9 protein-coding genes and 2 pseudogenes are annotated in these 14,441 nt (G+C 66.3%); 9 read left to right on the forward strand and 2 right to left on the reverse strand.

Features of this window, described 5'->3' with window-relative positions:
* Window positions 1–60: 60 nt before the first annotated feature.
* A pseudogene (locus T428_RS30675) lies at window positions 61–489 on the forward strand (type II toxin-antitoxin system Rv0910 family toxin).
* A gap of 252 nt (window positions 490–741) precedes the next feature.
* Here T428_RS30675 and T428_RS30680 read toward each other — a convergent pair.
* Window positions 742–2,068, reverse strand: a pseudogene (locus tag T428_RS30680) (4-alpha-glucanotransferase); the annotation flags it as partial.
* Window positions 2,069–2,427: 359 nt separating this feature from the next.
* On the opposite strand from T428_RS30680, the gene eccB reads away from it, so the two are divergent.
* Both eccB and T428_RS0124035 read left to right on the forward strand, forming a co-directional pair.
* Window positions 2,428–3,948, forward strand: coding sequence for a type VII secretion protein EccB (gene eccB, locus T428_RS0124030; protein ID WP_025738454.1), 1,521 nt, complete (start codon window positions 2,428–2,430; stop codon window positions 3,946–3,948).
* Window positions 3,945–8,120 (forward strand): type VII secretion protein EccC, encoded by a 4,176-nt coding sequence (locus tag T428_RS0124035; RefSeq protein WP_025738455.1) that lies wholly within the window; start codon window positions 3,945–3,947, stop codon window positions 8,118–8,120. Before eccB ends, T428_RS0124035 begins: the two co-directional genes overlap by 4 nt.
* Before the next feature lie 22 nt (window positions 8,121–8,142).
* Here the strand turns inward: T428_RS0124035 and T428_RS0124040 are convergent, their stop codons facing one another.
* Complete coding sequence (locus T428_RS0124040; RefSeq protein WP_025738456.1) at window positions 8,143–9,321, reverse strand: cytochrome P450; 1,179 nt, start codon at window positions 9,319–9,321, stop codon at window positions 8,143–8,145.
* Window positions 9,322–9,502: 181 nt separating this feature from the next.
* On the opposite strand from T428_RS0124040, the gene T428_RS0124045 reads away from it, so the two are divergent.
* From T428_RS0124045 to T428_RS0124075, 6 genes are all read left to right on the forward strand, one after another.
* Window positions 9,503–9,697, forward strand: a complete 195-nt coding sequence (locus tag T428_RS0124045) for a ferredoxin (RefSeq protein ID WP_025738457.1) — start codon at window positions 9,503–9,505, stop codon at window positions 9,695–9,697.
* A 479-nt stretch (window positions 9,698–10,176) separates the two neighbouring features.
* On the forward strand, window positions 10,177–11,403 hold the full coding sequence (locus T428_RS0124055) for a PPE family protein (protein ID WP_025738458.1): 1,227 nt from the start codon (window positions 10,177–10,179) through the stop codon (window positions 11,401–11,403).
* A 173-nt stretch (window positions 11,404–11,576) separates the two neighbouring features.
* Window positions 11,577–11,876 (forward strand): PE family protein, encoded by a 300-nt coding sequence (locus T428_RS0124060; RefSeq protein WP_025738459.1) that lies wholly within the window; start codon window positions 11,577–11,579, stop codon window positions 11,874–11,876.
* A 10-nt stretch (window positions 11,877–11,886) separates the two neighbouring features.
* A complete protein-coding gene (locus T428_RS0124065; protein WP_025738460.1) occupies window positions 11,887–13,104 on the forward strand; it encodes a PPE family protein in 1,218 nt (405 codons plus the stop codon).
* Between the two features lie 425 nt (window positions 13,105–13,529).
* Window positions 13,530–13,829 (forward strand): PE family protein, encoded by a 300-nt coding sequence (locus T428_RS0124070; RefSeq protein ID WP_025738461.1) that lies wholly within the window; start codon window positions 13,530–13,532, stop codon window positions 13,827–13,829.
* A gap of 249 nt (window positions 13,830–14,078) precedes the next feature.
* The gene (locus T428_RS0124075; protein ID WP_025735564.1) at window positions 14,079–14,375 is read left to right on the forward strand and encodes a WXG100 family type VII secretion target; all 297 of its coding nucleotides are present in this window, start codon (window positions 14,079–14,081) and stop codon (window positions 14,373–14,375) included.
* Window positions 14,376–14,441: the final 66 nt, after the last annotated feature.

Consider the following 14,441-nt stretch of genomic DNA (forward strand, 5'->3'; position numbering starts at 1 on the left):
TCCGCGGGTACCTGGTGTGGGACCCGATTCGCGGCACGGTTTCACGGGGAGCGACAAACCTTGGCACATGTGGATGTTTCGACCAGGTCTGACCTGGAGCCGAGCACAGCCTGGAAACTGGCGTCCGATCTCGCCCGATTCGACGAGTGGATGACGATCTTCGGCGGTTGGCGTGGCGAGCTGCCGTCGACGATCGAGTAGGGCACCAAAGTCTCGTCGTGCATCAAGGTGAAGGGGTTCCGTAACGTCGTCCACTGGACGGTGACCCGCTACGACGAGCCCAAATCGATTGAGCAGCAAGGTCGCGGCCGCGGCGGCATCCGGATCACCGTAACGATGGCGGTGACCGACATGCATCCCGGATCGACCTTCGACCTCACCGCCAACCTCAGCGGCGGCGTGCCCAGCGGGCCGGTCGGCAAGGTCGTGGCCAGGGTGCTGCGGTCCGATGTGCGCAAGTCGGTGGAAAACCTCGCCGCGATGCAATAGCCGCGGGATTACCGGCTCGGACGGCGGCGGCAACGCCCGCGCCTACTGTTGGTCCCACGGCAACAGCTGACGGACCAGCCGCGTCTCGATCGCATTGACGGTCAACGATCGGCGCGCGATCCGCCACCCCGATCCCGTCGACTCGTACTCGTCGTCATAGCGCACATGCCAAGCCGCATCGATCACCTCGTCGGCGCGCCGCGTCCAGTGATGTGCGACGCACGCGATCCGGCCGTGCGCCGTTCCCGGCCGCGGCCGCCAGGGCGGCTGTGACCAGTCCTGGCCCAGCTGATTGAACTCGTCGGGCGGCGCGCCCGCGGTCACTCCCAGCGCCAGCACATCCTGCAGCGCCCAGGCGTCGGCCCCGTTCGGGTGCACCCCGACCGCCAGATCGTGCATGATCCCCAACGACATGCCCGCCCGGACCGCCTGTGACTGGGCCGCGGCGAGTTGCTCGTCGAGTTGCCATTGCATCCAGCGATGGAAATCCACTGCCTCCGCGTGCTTTTCGGCGAACCGGGCGACACCGATCGCGGTGGGATGCTGCAGGAAGTCGGGCCAGCAGTGTCAGTCGCCGCCATACTTTTCGGCCAGCGCGCACCAGACGGCGAAGTTGTCGAGCGCTTTGCCTTCCCGCTCGCGGAACGCGGCATAGGCCAGCTCCCGGCCCGCCGACCGCGGTGCTCGATAGACCAGCCTGAGCGCCTCCCGCTTGGCCGTCCAGGCGCTGTCCCGGTCGATCGCATCGAGCTTGCCGGCGCGCTGCTGGACGTCGTCGCGCAGCCGCCGCACCCGGCCGCGCTTGGCCAGGCCGGCGAACTCCGGGATGGACTCGACGCGAAGATAAAGCGGATTGAAGAAGCGCCGCGACGTCGGAAGATACGGCGACGGCTCCATCGGGAGCGTCGGGGTGGCCGCGTGCAGGGGATTGACCAGCAGGTAGTCGGCGCCGTGCCGGGCCGCCGACCAGACGGCCAGATCCGTCAGGTCGATGAGGTCGCCGACGCCCCACGACTGCTCGGACCGCACGCTGTACAGCTGGGCAGCCAGACCCCACGCCCGGCGCGCGCCGAGTTGTTCCGGTAACCCGAGCCAGTCGGGCATCACGATCAGCGCCGCACTGGTTTCGATGCCCCTGGACCGCAGATGCAACCGGTGGTAGCCCAGCGGCAGGTCGGTGGGCAAGACGAAACTGGCCTCGCCGACCCAGCGTCTGTCCAGGTTGAACGGGGGTGTGAAGTTGTCGACCTGCTGCACGCGGCCGTGCACGGTGCCGTCCTCGAACCGCAAACAACACCACGGCCGGATCACCGTGGGTGACGTGCACCCAGAACCGGGTCCGGGCGCCGGTGCGCGCCACGATGGTCGCGGGCAGCTGACGCGACCAGTACGCGCGCAACTGACCGGCCAAGGCCTCGTTGCGGGCCTGCTCGGTGCCGGCCTGGACACCGAGAGCCGTGAGCACGGACACCAGCGTGCTCTCCGATATCTGGACGTGGCGGCCCGTCCAGTCCTCGTACCAAGTGGCGATGCCGAATCTGCCGGCAAGTTCGACCAACGAAGGTGTGAGCTCAGTCATGCCGCCCATCTTGCTGCCTAACGCCGCCGGGCACGACTCGGGCCGATTACTTGGCAGGTCAGCCGAATGCTCGACAGGACGGCTTGGCCTTGCGCAGCTACGATCCCATAGCAGTAGAGGAATAGTCTGGCCGGGGGATCAAGTGGGGAACTTGAAAACTGCCAGCTCAGCGGCGCGTGCCGCCGCGGTGCGGGCGGGGGCTGCCGTTTGACGCCAGCCGAATTGATGGACGCGACGAGGCGTGGAAGTGAACCCGCATTGCGTTACATGGCGAGGTCATTGCGGGTGGCTTACGGTTATCGATGTGATTCGGGCGCTGGACGGTGTCCAGGCGTTCCAACAGACCGGATGGTGAATTAGTGGCGGAAGAGAGTCGCGGGCAGCGCGGCTCGGGGTACGGCCTCGGGCTATCGACGCGCACCCAGGTGACCGGCTATCAGTTCCTTGCTCGCCGGACCTCGATGGCGCTGACCCGCTGGCGGGTCCGGATGGAGGTCGAGCCGGGGCGGCGCCAGACCTTGGCGATCGTGGCGTCGGTCTCGGCGGCGGTGGTGATCTGCCTGGGTGCCCTGCTGTACTCGTTCATCAGCCCGGCCGGCACGGTCGGGGATTCCCCGATCATCGCCGACCGCGATTCCGGCGCGTTGTACGTGCGGGTCGGCGACAAGTTGTACCCGGCATTGAACCTGGCCTCGGCGCGGTTGATCACGGGACGACCCGACAACCCGCACCTGGTGCGGGCCAGCCAGATCGCCAACATCCCGCGCGGCCCGATGGTGGGCATCCCGGGTGCGCCGTCCAACTTCGGGGCGAAGACCCCGACCTCGTCGTCGTGGCTGATCTGCGACGCCGTGGCCGGCTCGACCGGCGTCGGCGCGCCGTCGGGTGTGACCGTGACGGTGATCGACGGCACCCCAGACCTCAGCAACCGCCGGCACGTCCTCAGCGGCTCCGACGCCGTGGTGTTGAGCTACAACGGCGACACCTGGGTGGTCCGGGAAGGACGCCGGTCGCGCATCGACGCGGCGAACCGTTCGGTCCTGTTGCCGCTCGGCTTGACGCCCGAACAAGTGAGCATGGCAAAGCCGATGAGCCGCGCCCTGTTCGACGCGTTGCCGGTGGGTCCCGAACTGACCGTGCCCGAGGTGCAGAACGCCGGCAGCCCGGCAACCTTCCCCGGCGCGCCCGGCCCGGTGGGGACCATCCTCGTCACGCCGCAGATCAGTGGGCCGCAACAGTATTCGCTGGTGCTGCCCGACGGCGTGCAGACACTGCCGCCGCTGGTCGCCCAGATCATGCAGAACGCCGGCGGTGCGAACAACAGCAAGCCGGTGACGGTGGAGCCCGCGGCGCTGGCCAAGATGCCGGTGGTCAACAAGCTGGACCTGTCGTCGTATCCGGACAACCCGTTGAACGTCACGGACCTTCGGGAGAACCCGGCCACCTGCTGGTGGTGGCAGAAGACCAGCGGCGAGAACCGGGCCCGTATCCAGGTGGTGTCCGGACCGACCATCCCGGTGTCCCAATCCGAGACGAAAAAGGTTGTGTCGCTGGTGAAGTCGGACACCACCGGCCGCACTGCCGACCAGGTGTACTTCGGTTCTAACTTCGCGAACTTCGTCGCTGTCACCGGCAACGACCCCGGTGCCAAGACCACCGAATCGCTATGGTGGGTGACGGATGCCGGTGCGCGATTCGGGGTGGACGACACCCGCGACGTGCGCGAGGCGCTGGGTCTGCAAACCACACCGAGCCTGGCGCCGTGGGTGGCGCTGCGGCTCCTTCCGCAAGGCCCGACGCTGTCGCGGGCCGATGCGCTGGTGGAGCACGACACCCTCCCGATGGATATGTTCCCTGCAGAGTTGGTGGTACCGAAGTGAAGCGTGGATTCGCCCGGCCGACACCGGAGAAGCCTCCGGTAATCAAGCCGGAAAACATCGTCCTGCCGACGCCGCTGAGCATTCCGCCGCCGGAGGGCAAACCTGTCTGGCTGATCATCGTCGGCGTCCTGGTGATCGGCCTGCTGATCGGCATGATCGCGATGGTTTTCGGCAGCGGCTCCCGCGTGTTCGGCGGCGCCGGCGCGATCTTCCCGATCTTCATGATCGGCGGCGTCGCGATGATGATGTTCGGCGGCCGGTTCGGCGGTCAGCAGCAGCAGATGAGCCGCCCCAAGCTCGACTCGATGCGCGCCCAGTTCATGCTGATGCTGGACATGCTGCGCGAGACCGCCCACGAGTCGGCCGACAGCATGGACGCCAACTACCGGTGGTTCCACCCGGCGCCCGACACGCTGTCCGCCGCGGTGGGCTCGGCGCGGATGTGGGAGCGCAAGCCCGACGACAAGGACCTCAACTTCGGTGTCGTCCGCGTCGGCGTGGGTATGACGCGTCCCGAGGTGACCTGGGGTGAACCCCAGAACATGCCGACCGACATCGAGCTGGAACCGGTGACCGGTAAGGCGCTGCAGGAATTCGGTCGTTACCAAAGCGTGGTCTACAACCTGCCCAAGATGGTCTCCCTGCTGGTGGAGCCCTGGTATGCGCTCATCGGTGACCGCGAGCAGGTGCTGGGGTTGATGCGCGCGATCATCTGCCAGCTGGCGTTCTCTCACGGCCCCGACCACGTACAGATGGTCGTGGTCACCTCCGACTTGGACGAATGGGATTGGGTCAAGTGGCTGCCGCACTTCGGTGACGCCCGCCGCCAGGATGCCGCGGGTAATGCCCGCATGGTGTACAGCTCGGTGCGCGAATTCGCCGCCGAGCAAGCCGAATTGTTCGCCGGCCGTGGGTCGTTCACGCCCCGCCACGCCAGCTCGGCGGCGCAGGCCCCGACACCGCACACGGTGATCATCGCCGATGCCGTCGACCCCCAATGGGAGTACGTGATCAGCGCCGAAGGCGTGGACGGTGTCACGTTCTTCGACCTGACCGGTTCTTCGATGTGGACGTCGATCCCGGAGCGGACGCTGCGGTTTGACGACAAGGGCGTGATCGAGGCGCTGCCCCGCGACCGCGACACCTGGATGGTGATCGACGACAAGCCGTGGTTCTTCGCGCTGTCCGACCAGTTCAGCGCCGCCGAGGCCGAGGAGTTCAGCCAGAAGATGGCGCACTGGCGCCTGGCCGAGGCCTATGAGGAGATCGGCCAGCGGGTCGCGCACATCGGCGCCCGGGACATCTTGGCCTACTACGGGATCGACGACCCCGGCGACATCGACTTCGACGCGTTGTGGGGCTCCCGCACCGACACGATGGGCCGCTCCCGGCTGCGGGTGCCGTTCGGCAATCGCTCCGACAACGGCGAACTGCTGTTCCTGGACATGAAGTCGCTGGACGAAGGCGGCGACGGTCCGCACGGCGTCATGTCCGGAACGACGGGTTCCGGTAAGTCGACGCTGGTGCGCACCGTGATCGAGTCACTGATGCTCGCGCACCCGCCCGAGGAGCTGCAGTTCGTGCTTGCCGACCTCAAGGGTGGTTCGGCGGTCAAGCCGTTCGCCGGGGTGCCGCACGTCTCGCGGATCATCACCGACCTGGAGGAAGACCAGGCGCTGATGGAGCGGTTCCTGGACGCGCTGTGGGGCGAGATCGCCCGGCGCAAGGCGGTGTGTGACAACGCCGGAGTCGACGACGCCAAGGAATACAACTCGGTGCGCGCCAGGATGCGCGCCCGCGGCCAGGACATGCCGCCGCTGCCGATGCTCGTGGTGGTCATCGACGAGTTCTACGAGTGGTTCCGCATTATGCCGACCGCGGTCGACGTCCTCGACTCGATCGGCCGGCAGGGCCGCGCCTACTGGATCCACCTGATGATGGCCTCGCAGACCATCGAGAGCCGCGCCGAAAAGCTCATGGAGAACATGGGTTATCGGTTGGTGCTGAAAGCGCGTACCGCCGGCGCCGCGCAGGCCGCGGGTGTGCCCAACGCGGTGAACCTGCCCGCGCAAGCCGGTCTGGGTTACTTCCGTCGCAGCCTCGAGGACATCGTCCGGTTCCAGGCCGAGTTCCTCTGGCGTGACTACTACTCGCGTGGTGTCACCATCGACGGCGAAGAGGCGCCGGTGCTGGTGCACAGCATCGATTACATTCGCCCGCAGTTGTTCACCAACTCGTTCACCCCGCTCGAGGTCAGTGGCGGTGGGCCGGACATCGAGCCGCCGCCGCCCATCATCGGCAACGGCGAGGTGCTCGAGGCCGAGAGCATCGAGAGCGAAGAAGACGACGAAGGCATCAGGACGCCGAAGGTCGGCACCGAGATCATCAACCAGCTGCGCAAGATCGACTTCGAGCCCTACCGCCTGTGGCAGCCGCCGCTGACGCAGCCCATCGCGATCGACGAGTTGGTCAACCGGTTCCTCGGCCGTCCCTGGGACCAGGACTACGGCTCGGCCAGGAACCTGGTCTTCCCGATCGGGATCATCGACCGGCCGTTCAAACACGACCAGCCGCCGTGGACGGTGGACACCTCCGGGCCGGGCGCCAACGTGTTGATCCTCGGCGCCGGTGGTGCGGGCAAGACCACGGCCCTGCAGACGCTGATCTGCGCGGCCGCACTGACCCACACGCCCGAACAGATCCAGTTCTACTGCCTGGCCTACAGCGGTACCGCGCTGACGACGATCGCGCGGCTGCCGCACGTGGGTGAGATCCCCGGTCCGACCGACCCGTACGGCGTCCGCCGCACGGTGGCCGAACTGCTGGCGCTGGTGCGCGAGCGCAAGCGCAGCTTCCTCGAGTACGGCATCCCGTCGATGGACGTGTTCCGGCGCCGCAAGTTCGGCGGCGAGGCCGGCCCGGTGCCCAACGACGGTTTCGGCGACGTCTACCTGGTGGTCGACAACTACCGGGCGCTGGCCGAGGAAAACGAGGTGTTGATCGAGCAGGTGAACCAGATCATCAACCAGGGCCCCTCCTTCGGGGTACACGTGGTGGTCACCGCCGATCGCGAATCCGAGCTGCGGCCACCGGTGCGCAGCGGATTCGGCTCCCGCATCGAGCTGCGGCTGGCCGCGGTCGAAGACGCCAAGCTGGTGCGGTCCCGGTTCGCCAAGGATGTTCCGGTCAAGCCGGGACGCGGGATGGTCGCGGTCAACTACGTCCGACTTGACAGCGATCCGCAGGCGGGTCTGCACACCTTGGTGGCCCGCCCCGCGCTCGCCAGCACCCCCGACAGCATCTTCGAATCCGACAGTGTGATCGCCGCCGTCAGCCGGCTGGCCAGCGGCCAGGCACCCCCGGTGCGCCGGCTGCCGGCCAGCTTCGGCGTGGAGCAGGTGCGGGAGCTGGCCGCCCGCGACCACCGCCAGGGCGTTGGGGTCGGCGGAATCGCTTGGGCCATCTCGGAATTGGACCTGGCGCCGGTGTACCTCAACTTCAACGAGAATGCGCACCTGATGGTGACCGGGCGACGCGAATGTGGACGCACCACGACGCTGGCCACCATCATGTCCGAGATCGGTCGGCTGTATGCCCCGGGATCGAGCACCGCACCGACGCCGCCGGAGGGTCAGCCCTCGGCGCAGGTCTGGCTGATCGACCCGCGTCGTCAGCTGCTGACCGTGCTGGGCACCGAGTACGTGGAGAAGTTCGCCTACAACCTCGACGGCGTGCAGGCGCTGGTGGGGGAGCTGGCGGCGATGCTGGCCGGTCGCCAGCCTCCGCCCGGACTATCCGCCCAGGAGTTGCTGTCGCGGTCGTGGTGGAGCGGTCCGGAGATCTTCCTGATCGTCGACGACGTCCAGCAGCTGCCGCCGGGCTTCGATTCGCCGCTGCACCAGATCGCTCCGTGGGTGACCCGGGCCGCCGATGTCGGCCTGCACGTGCTGGTCACCCGCACTTTCGGCGGATGGTCTTCGGCGGGCAGCGACCCGATTCTGCGGGCCCTGCATCAGGCGAATACGCCGCTGCTGGTGATGGACGCCGACCCGGACGAGGGCTTCATCCGCGGCAAGATGAAGGGTGGCCCGCTGCCCCGTGGTCGAGGCCTGCTGATGGCCGAGGACACCGGTGTGTTCGTCCAGGTGGCCGCGACCGAAGTCAACAAGTAGGACGGTAACCGCTGGGTTGGGATCAGCGTTCCCAACTCAGCGGCAATGCCTTGAGCGCGAATGTCTTTGACGGAAACCTGATCTCGGGCTGGTAGTCCGGCGGTACGTCGAATTCGGGGATCTGTTTCAGCCATTCCGCCACGATCACGGTCAGCTCGATGCGCGCCAGATGAGAGCCCAGGCAACGGTGCGGTCCACCACCGAATCCCCAGTGCCGGTGCACCTTTCCGTCCATCACTATGTCGTCGGTGGACACCGAGTCGGTGCCGTCGCGATTGATCGCCGCCATGCACAGCCGTACCGGAGTGCCCGGAGGTAGCGTCATACCGCCGATTTCGACGAACTCGGTGGTCGCCCGGGGAGCCACCGGCGCCGAGGGCTCCAGCCTGACGATCTCTTCGATGAAAACCCTGATCTGCCTTGGGTTGTCGCGAAGCATCTCGCGCAGCTGCGGCCGGCGGGCCAACTCGTATAGGGCGTATCCGATCGCCGCCGTCACCGTGTCCAACCCGGCCAGGATCAACAGGTGACTCATCCCCAGCAGTTCGAGATCGGTGAAATCGCCGTCACCCGTCATCACCTGGGACAGCATGTCGGTGCCCGGGTTCTGCCGGCGCTGGGCGACCACCTCGGCGAGGTAGTTGTACAACAGATGGCCCTTGTTGAGGTCCTCCTGGCTCAGGTAGGGATTGTCGGCGATGAGGGCGTCTTTCCAGCCGATCAGCAGGTCGCGATCTTCCAGCGGCAGGCCGTAGAGGTCGAGGAACACCTGAAAGGGATAGAGGCTGGCGAAATCCGCCATCGCCTCGCACTCGCCCTGGTCGGCGAACGCGGCGATCATCTCGGCGGCGTGAAGCTCGAGCACTGGCCGCGACTTGCTCAGCGCATGCGGACTGAAGTAGGGCTGCAGGATCTTTCGGTAGCGAGTGTGCTCGGGTGGGTCGAACGCCAACGGCACCACCGGCAACGGGTAGCCGGGCGGCTGCAACGCCAATCGCGACGAGAAAACCTTCGGATTGCGCAGTGCGGCAAGCACGTCCTCGCGCCGCGTTATGTAGTAGAAGCCGTTCATGAACACCACCGGGCCGGCGTCCCGGAGCACCTTCCATCCCACACCGCGATCCGCGGCCATGGGCAGGTTGGCGTATTCAAGCCGCGGTAGGTAGAAGTCGCCTGGCTGGTAATCGCCAGAGATGCTCATGCGCTCTATCTCCGCCTGTCGTCCGCGTCCCGTCACAGGATTTCCGGTGGCACATCAATATCGCACGTGTGTCCCACATGCTCCAATCCGGCTGGTGGACCGTGGAACTGGCCGACTGCGCGTCGAACGATCTTCTAGAATTCGGAGCTACCATTCGTCAGGCATCGGGGGAGGGAACCTTGTGAGGGTTCGTCTCGAGAAGTCGAAGTGCGTCGGCCACGCCCAGTGCTACGCCGTCGATCCGAAGTTGTTCCCCATCGACGAGTCGGGCTATTCGATCCTCGAAGAACACGAGGTGCGCCCCGAGGACGCGGAACTGACCCGCGACGGGGTGGCCTCGTGTCCGGAAATGGCGCTCGTCCTCGACGAGGACTGACGCCGTGGGTGGCGACCGACCCGAAACGGGCTGGCGAACCAAGGGTGAACAACCGGTCGCCATAGATGAACTCCAGTTGGCCGGGAATGAACAATGGTTGGCCTGGTGTGAATAGTTGGCTTCGCCGGTCGGTGGCACGGGCATCAGCCATTAGTGTCTTCCTCGAGCGGCAGTTCAGCCCAAGTGAGCTGTCGCTCGGTTGCTGATAGCGGGGGTAATCAAGGCGGGATGGGCATGACGTTCCTGAACAATCGTCGGTGGAACCATGGTGGTACATCACCATGCCGAAGTGGGCGAACGGATGCACCGGGTCCTGGCGGATTGCTCGCTCTTTGAGTTTGCTGACCTGTGGACGCGACTGGATGGCGACGAGTCGGCGGTCCGCAGGTAGCAGGCGCTTAGGCGGCCACTGATGGTTACAGGTTCTTACGCGATAGCCGAGATTGCCAGCGCAATCACGGCCAATTGAGGAGGACACGGTGTTGGACTTCGGAGCGTTACCGCCCGAAATCAATTCCGATCGCATCTACGCGGGCCCGGGATCGGGGCCGATGATGGCCGCGGCCGCAGGCTGGGACGCGCTTTCGGCAGAGTTGGCCCTGGCCGCCAGTGGGTACAACTCGGTGGTGTCCGAGCTGACCAGCGGACCGTGGTTGGGGCCGGTATCGCAGCGGATGCTGGCCGCGGTCGTGCCGTACATGACCTGGCTCAGCACCATGGCTGTCGACACCGAGCAGACCGCGACGCAGGCCCGGGGAGCCGCCGCCGCGTTCGAGGCGGCGTTCATGGCGACCGTGCCCCCGCCGGTGATCGCGGCCAACCGCTTGCAGTTGGCGACTCTGGTCGCCACCGACTTCTTCGGCCAGAACCTGCCGGCGATTGCGGCCACCGAAGCCGAGTACGCGGAAATGTGGGCCCAAGACGCCGCTACCATGTACGCCTACGCGGCCGCATCGGCGATCGAGACCGAGGTGCCCCCGATTACGTCGTCGCCGCAGACCACCAACCCCGACGGAACGGTGAACCAGGCGCAGGCGGTGGCAAAAGCCGCCTCCGAGCCGGCCAGTCAAACCGGGCAGACCGCGACGAACGCCGGCACGCAGATGGCGTCCAACAGCACGGTGCCGCAGTTGCTGCAACAAGTGTCGGTCAATGCGGCAAACGACCCGTCCGCCGCGCAGGATCCGCCGTGGTGGTCGGGGTGGCTCACCATCCCCACTCCGGACAACCCGATGGGATTGCACCCGAGCTTCTTCAACACGTTGCGGCAAGGCCTGCAGGCCTACTTCGGCGTGGGTCTCGCCGCCTTCGGTTACCAGATCGTTCAGCAGCTGACCTTCGGTGCCGGTACCACGGCCGGTGGTAGTGGTGCCTGGTATCCGACGCCGCAGTTCGCCGGCCTGGCCGCCCTCGGTGGTGGCCACCCCGGCGGCATCGCGGCCACCGCGCACCTGTCCTCCTCGATCAAGGTCGGCGGCCTGTCGGTCCCCAACACCTGGGCCAACGCCGCACCCGCCGCCGTGGATGAACCCGTCGTCCACGTCACCACCGTCAACTACGTCACCAGCGCCGCCGGACCCACCAACAACGGCATCCTCCAGGGCATGCCCATGACCGGCAGCGGGCGACGCGCCGCCGCCGGCGGCTTCACCCATAAATACGGCTTCAAACGCAGCGTGCTTATCCGACCTCCGTCGGCAGGGTAGGGGCGACGTGGAATTGGAATCTCGAAGAACAGAAGTGTCTGCCAGATGAACAGAGATTGTCCGGATCTGAACAGTTCGTAGGGGCAGGGCAAGCCCAACTACGAGCGAACTAACGTCATCATCGAGAAAACCCGCCGGTGTTCGCACCGGACGGCTACTGAGGAGGGAATCACATGTCGTTTGTGACAACGCAGCCAGAGGCGTTGGCGGCGGCGGCGAGCACGTTGCAGGGGATCGGTTCGGCGCTGACCGCCCAGAATGCTGCGGCCGCGGCCCCGACAACGGGTGTGGTACCGGCCGCTGCCGACGAGGTGTCGGCGCTGACCGCGGCGCAGTTCGCCGCACACGCGCAGATGTATCAGGCGGTCAGCGCCCAGGCAACGGCGATTCACGAGCAGTTCGTCAACACCTTGAGCATGAGCGCGGGGTCGTATGCGCTGACAGAGGCGGCCAACGCGGCCGCGGCGGGCTAAGGGGATCACGATGATTGATTTTGGGGCGCTCCCTCCTGAAGTGAATTCCGCCCGGATATACGCCGGTGCGGGTTCGACGTCGATGACGACGGCGGCTTCGGCCTGGCGTTCGCTCGCCGCCGAGCTGAATTCGGCCGCACAGGACTACGACAACGTGATCACTCAGCTGTCCAGAGAGCAATGGCTGGGACCGGCCTCGGCGAAGGCAGTCCAAGCCCTGGCTTCGTATGTGGCGTGGGTGAAAACCACTGCGGCCCAGGCCGAACACGCGGCCCAGCAGCTGTCCTCGGCGTCGGCCGCGTTCGAGTCCGCCCTTTCCTTGGTGGTCCCGCCGCCGGTGGTCGCCCAAAATCGCATCTTGCTGGCCCAGGCGATGGCCAGCAACGTCCTGGGCCAAAACAGCGGGCTGATCGCTCAGCTCGAGTCGCAATACGGCCAAATGTGGGCCCAGGACGCCACCACGATGTACAACTACGCGGCTCAGTCGGCCTCGGCGACCAAGGTGACCCCGTTCAAGCCGCCACCCCAGGTCACCGACCCGTCCGGCCAGGCCAAGCAGGGTGAAGCGACCTCGGCGGCGTCGGGCACCGCGGCGGGCAACGCCGCGAGCACCACAGCGAGCGCGATCCAGCAGACACCCAGCACGCTGCAGTCCGCGGCGACGCCCGCGGCCGCCGCGCGACCCACCGACCTGTTCAGCGAACTGTGGTTCCTGCTGACCGGGCAGACCACGTTGCCCAGCAGTTTCGCCGCGTTCGTCGACGGCCTGAGCCCGTACGTCGGTTTCGCCTATAACACCGAGGGTCTGCCGTACTTCTCGGTCGGTATGGGTAACAGCGGTGTGCAGATCGCCAAAAGTACCGGGGGTATCGGGGGTGCGGCCGCCCGCGCGGCGTCGGCGGCGCCCAAGGGGTTGGCCGGTCTGGGCGGCATGCTCGGCGGCGGTGCTTCGCATACGGCGCCGGCGGTGGTCGCGGGTCTGGGCAACGCGGCCTCGGTCGGGCGGCTCTCGGTGCCGGCGGTCTGGTCCGGGGCGGCTCCCGCGGTCAGCCACGCCACCGCCGTACCCGTCAGCGCGATCACCGCGGCCCCCGAGGCCGCCGGTTCGGGCAACCTGCTCGGCGGCATGCCCCTGGCCGGCATGGGCGGCGCCCACGGAGTGGGCGCCGCCGGCCCCCGCTACGGCTTCAAGCCCACCGTCATGGCCCGCCCGCCCTTCGCCGGCTGACCCGATGCCGGTAGTTACTGAACGGCGATTGCGGTGACCCGCACAGGCGCACAGTTGCCGGCCGACATGCGGCGAAACGCGTCCGTGCACCACGCGGGAATGCCACTGTCCGTTAGCCATGCCGCCGCGGTCCGGACGAGTTACCGGCGACAAGATTTTATTCCTGCGCCTGTCGAGGCGGGCCGCGGCAACGCCCCTGCCAGCAGGCTTTCGACAACGATGGAGGTCAAACCACGCCAGCCCGGTGATTTCGCAGCTCAGGGCCCCCAAACGAGGCCCAACGCTGTTACTGTGTCGTTGCCAAAAGTGAATTCGTCGTACCGTTCCGTGAACAATTGCGAACGGGCGGTCCACGGATCAGGCTTTACCGAACACGGTCATCTACTCTCATCGGAGAGTTTGGGGATTATGGAGGAGGAAACAACATGTCGTTCGTGACCACACAGCCGGAAGCTTTGGCCGCGGCAGCCGCCACCCTCAGTGGGATCGGATCTGCTCTCAGCGCCCAAAACGCGGCTGCGGCGGCCCCGACGACCGGGGTCGTGCCGGCCGCTGCCGACGAAGTGTCGGCGCTCACCGCGGCGCAGTTCGCCGCTCACGCGCAGATGTACCAGGTCGTCAGCGCCCAGGCGATGGCGATTCACGAGGAGTTCGTGAAGACGCTGGCCATGAGCTCGGGCTCTTACGCCGCCACCGAAGCAGCCAACGCGGCCGCTGCCGGCTGACGGTTGCTTCCTTTGAGGCTAAGGACACTTACATCGAGGTGGGTCACGCCAGCCGCCCAGCGGTCGGGCAATCCGTCTCGCGAGTAGACGGGCCGGTGGGTGCTGGTCAGGAGGGGGATCATCCTTAGGTGTTCGGTTCGGCAGTTGCGTTTCCGCTGTAACTGTTCCGACCCATCCGCTGTCCAACACAACAAAATCTCGAGTCGCAAGAATTAAGAATTAAGATTAAGAATTAAGGAGAAAGGCAACATGGCAACACGTTTTATGACCGACCCGCACGCGATGCGTGCGATGGCGGGCCGTTTTGAGATGCACGCGCAGACGGTGTCGGATGAGGCTCGCAAGATGTGGGCGTCGTCGATGAACATCGCCGGTGCGGGCTGGAGTGGTCAGGCCCAGGCGACCTCGTACGACACGATGGGTCAGATGAACCAGGCGTTCAACAACATTGTCAACATGCTCCACGGCGTGCGGGACGGACTGATCCGTGACGCCAACAACTACGAGACGCAAGAGCAGGCCTCGCAGCAGGCCCTCAGCCACTAACCGCGAAAACCACTGGTTTCCAAAACTTTCAACTCAGAAGGACATAGACAATGTCGATCAATTACC

The organism is Mycobacterium genavense ATCC 51234 (genome assembly GCF_000526915.1).
GTDB classification, from domain to species: Bacteria; Actinomycetota; Actinomycetes; order Mycobacteriales; family Mycobacteriaceae; genus Mycobacterium; species Mycobacterium genavense.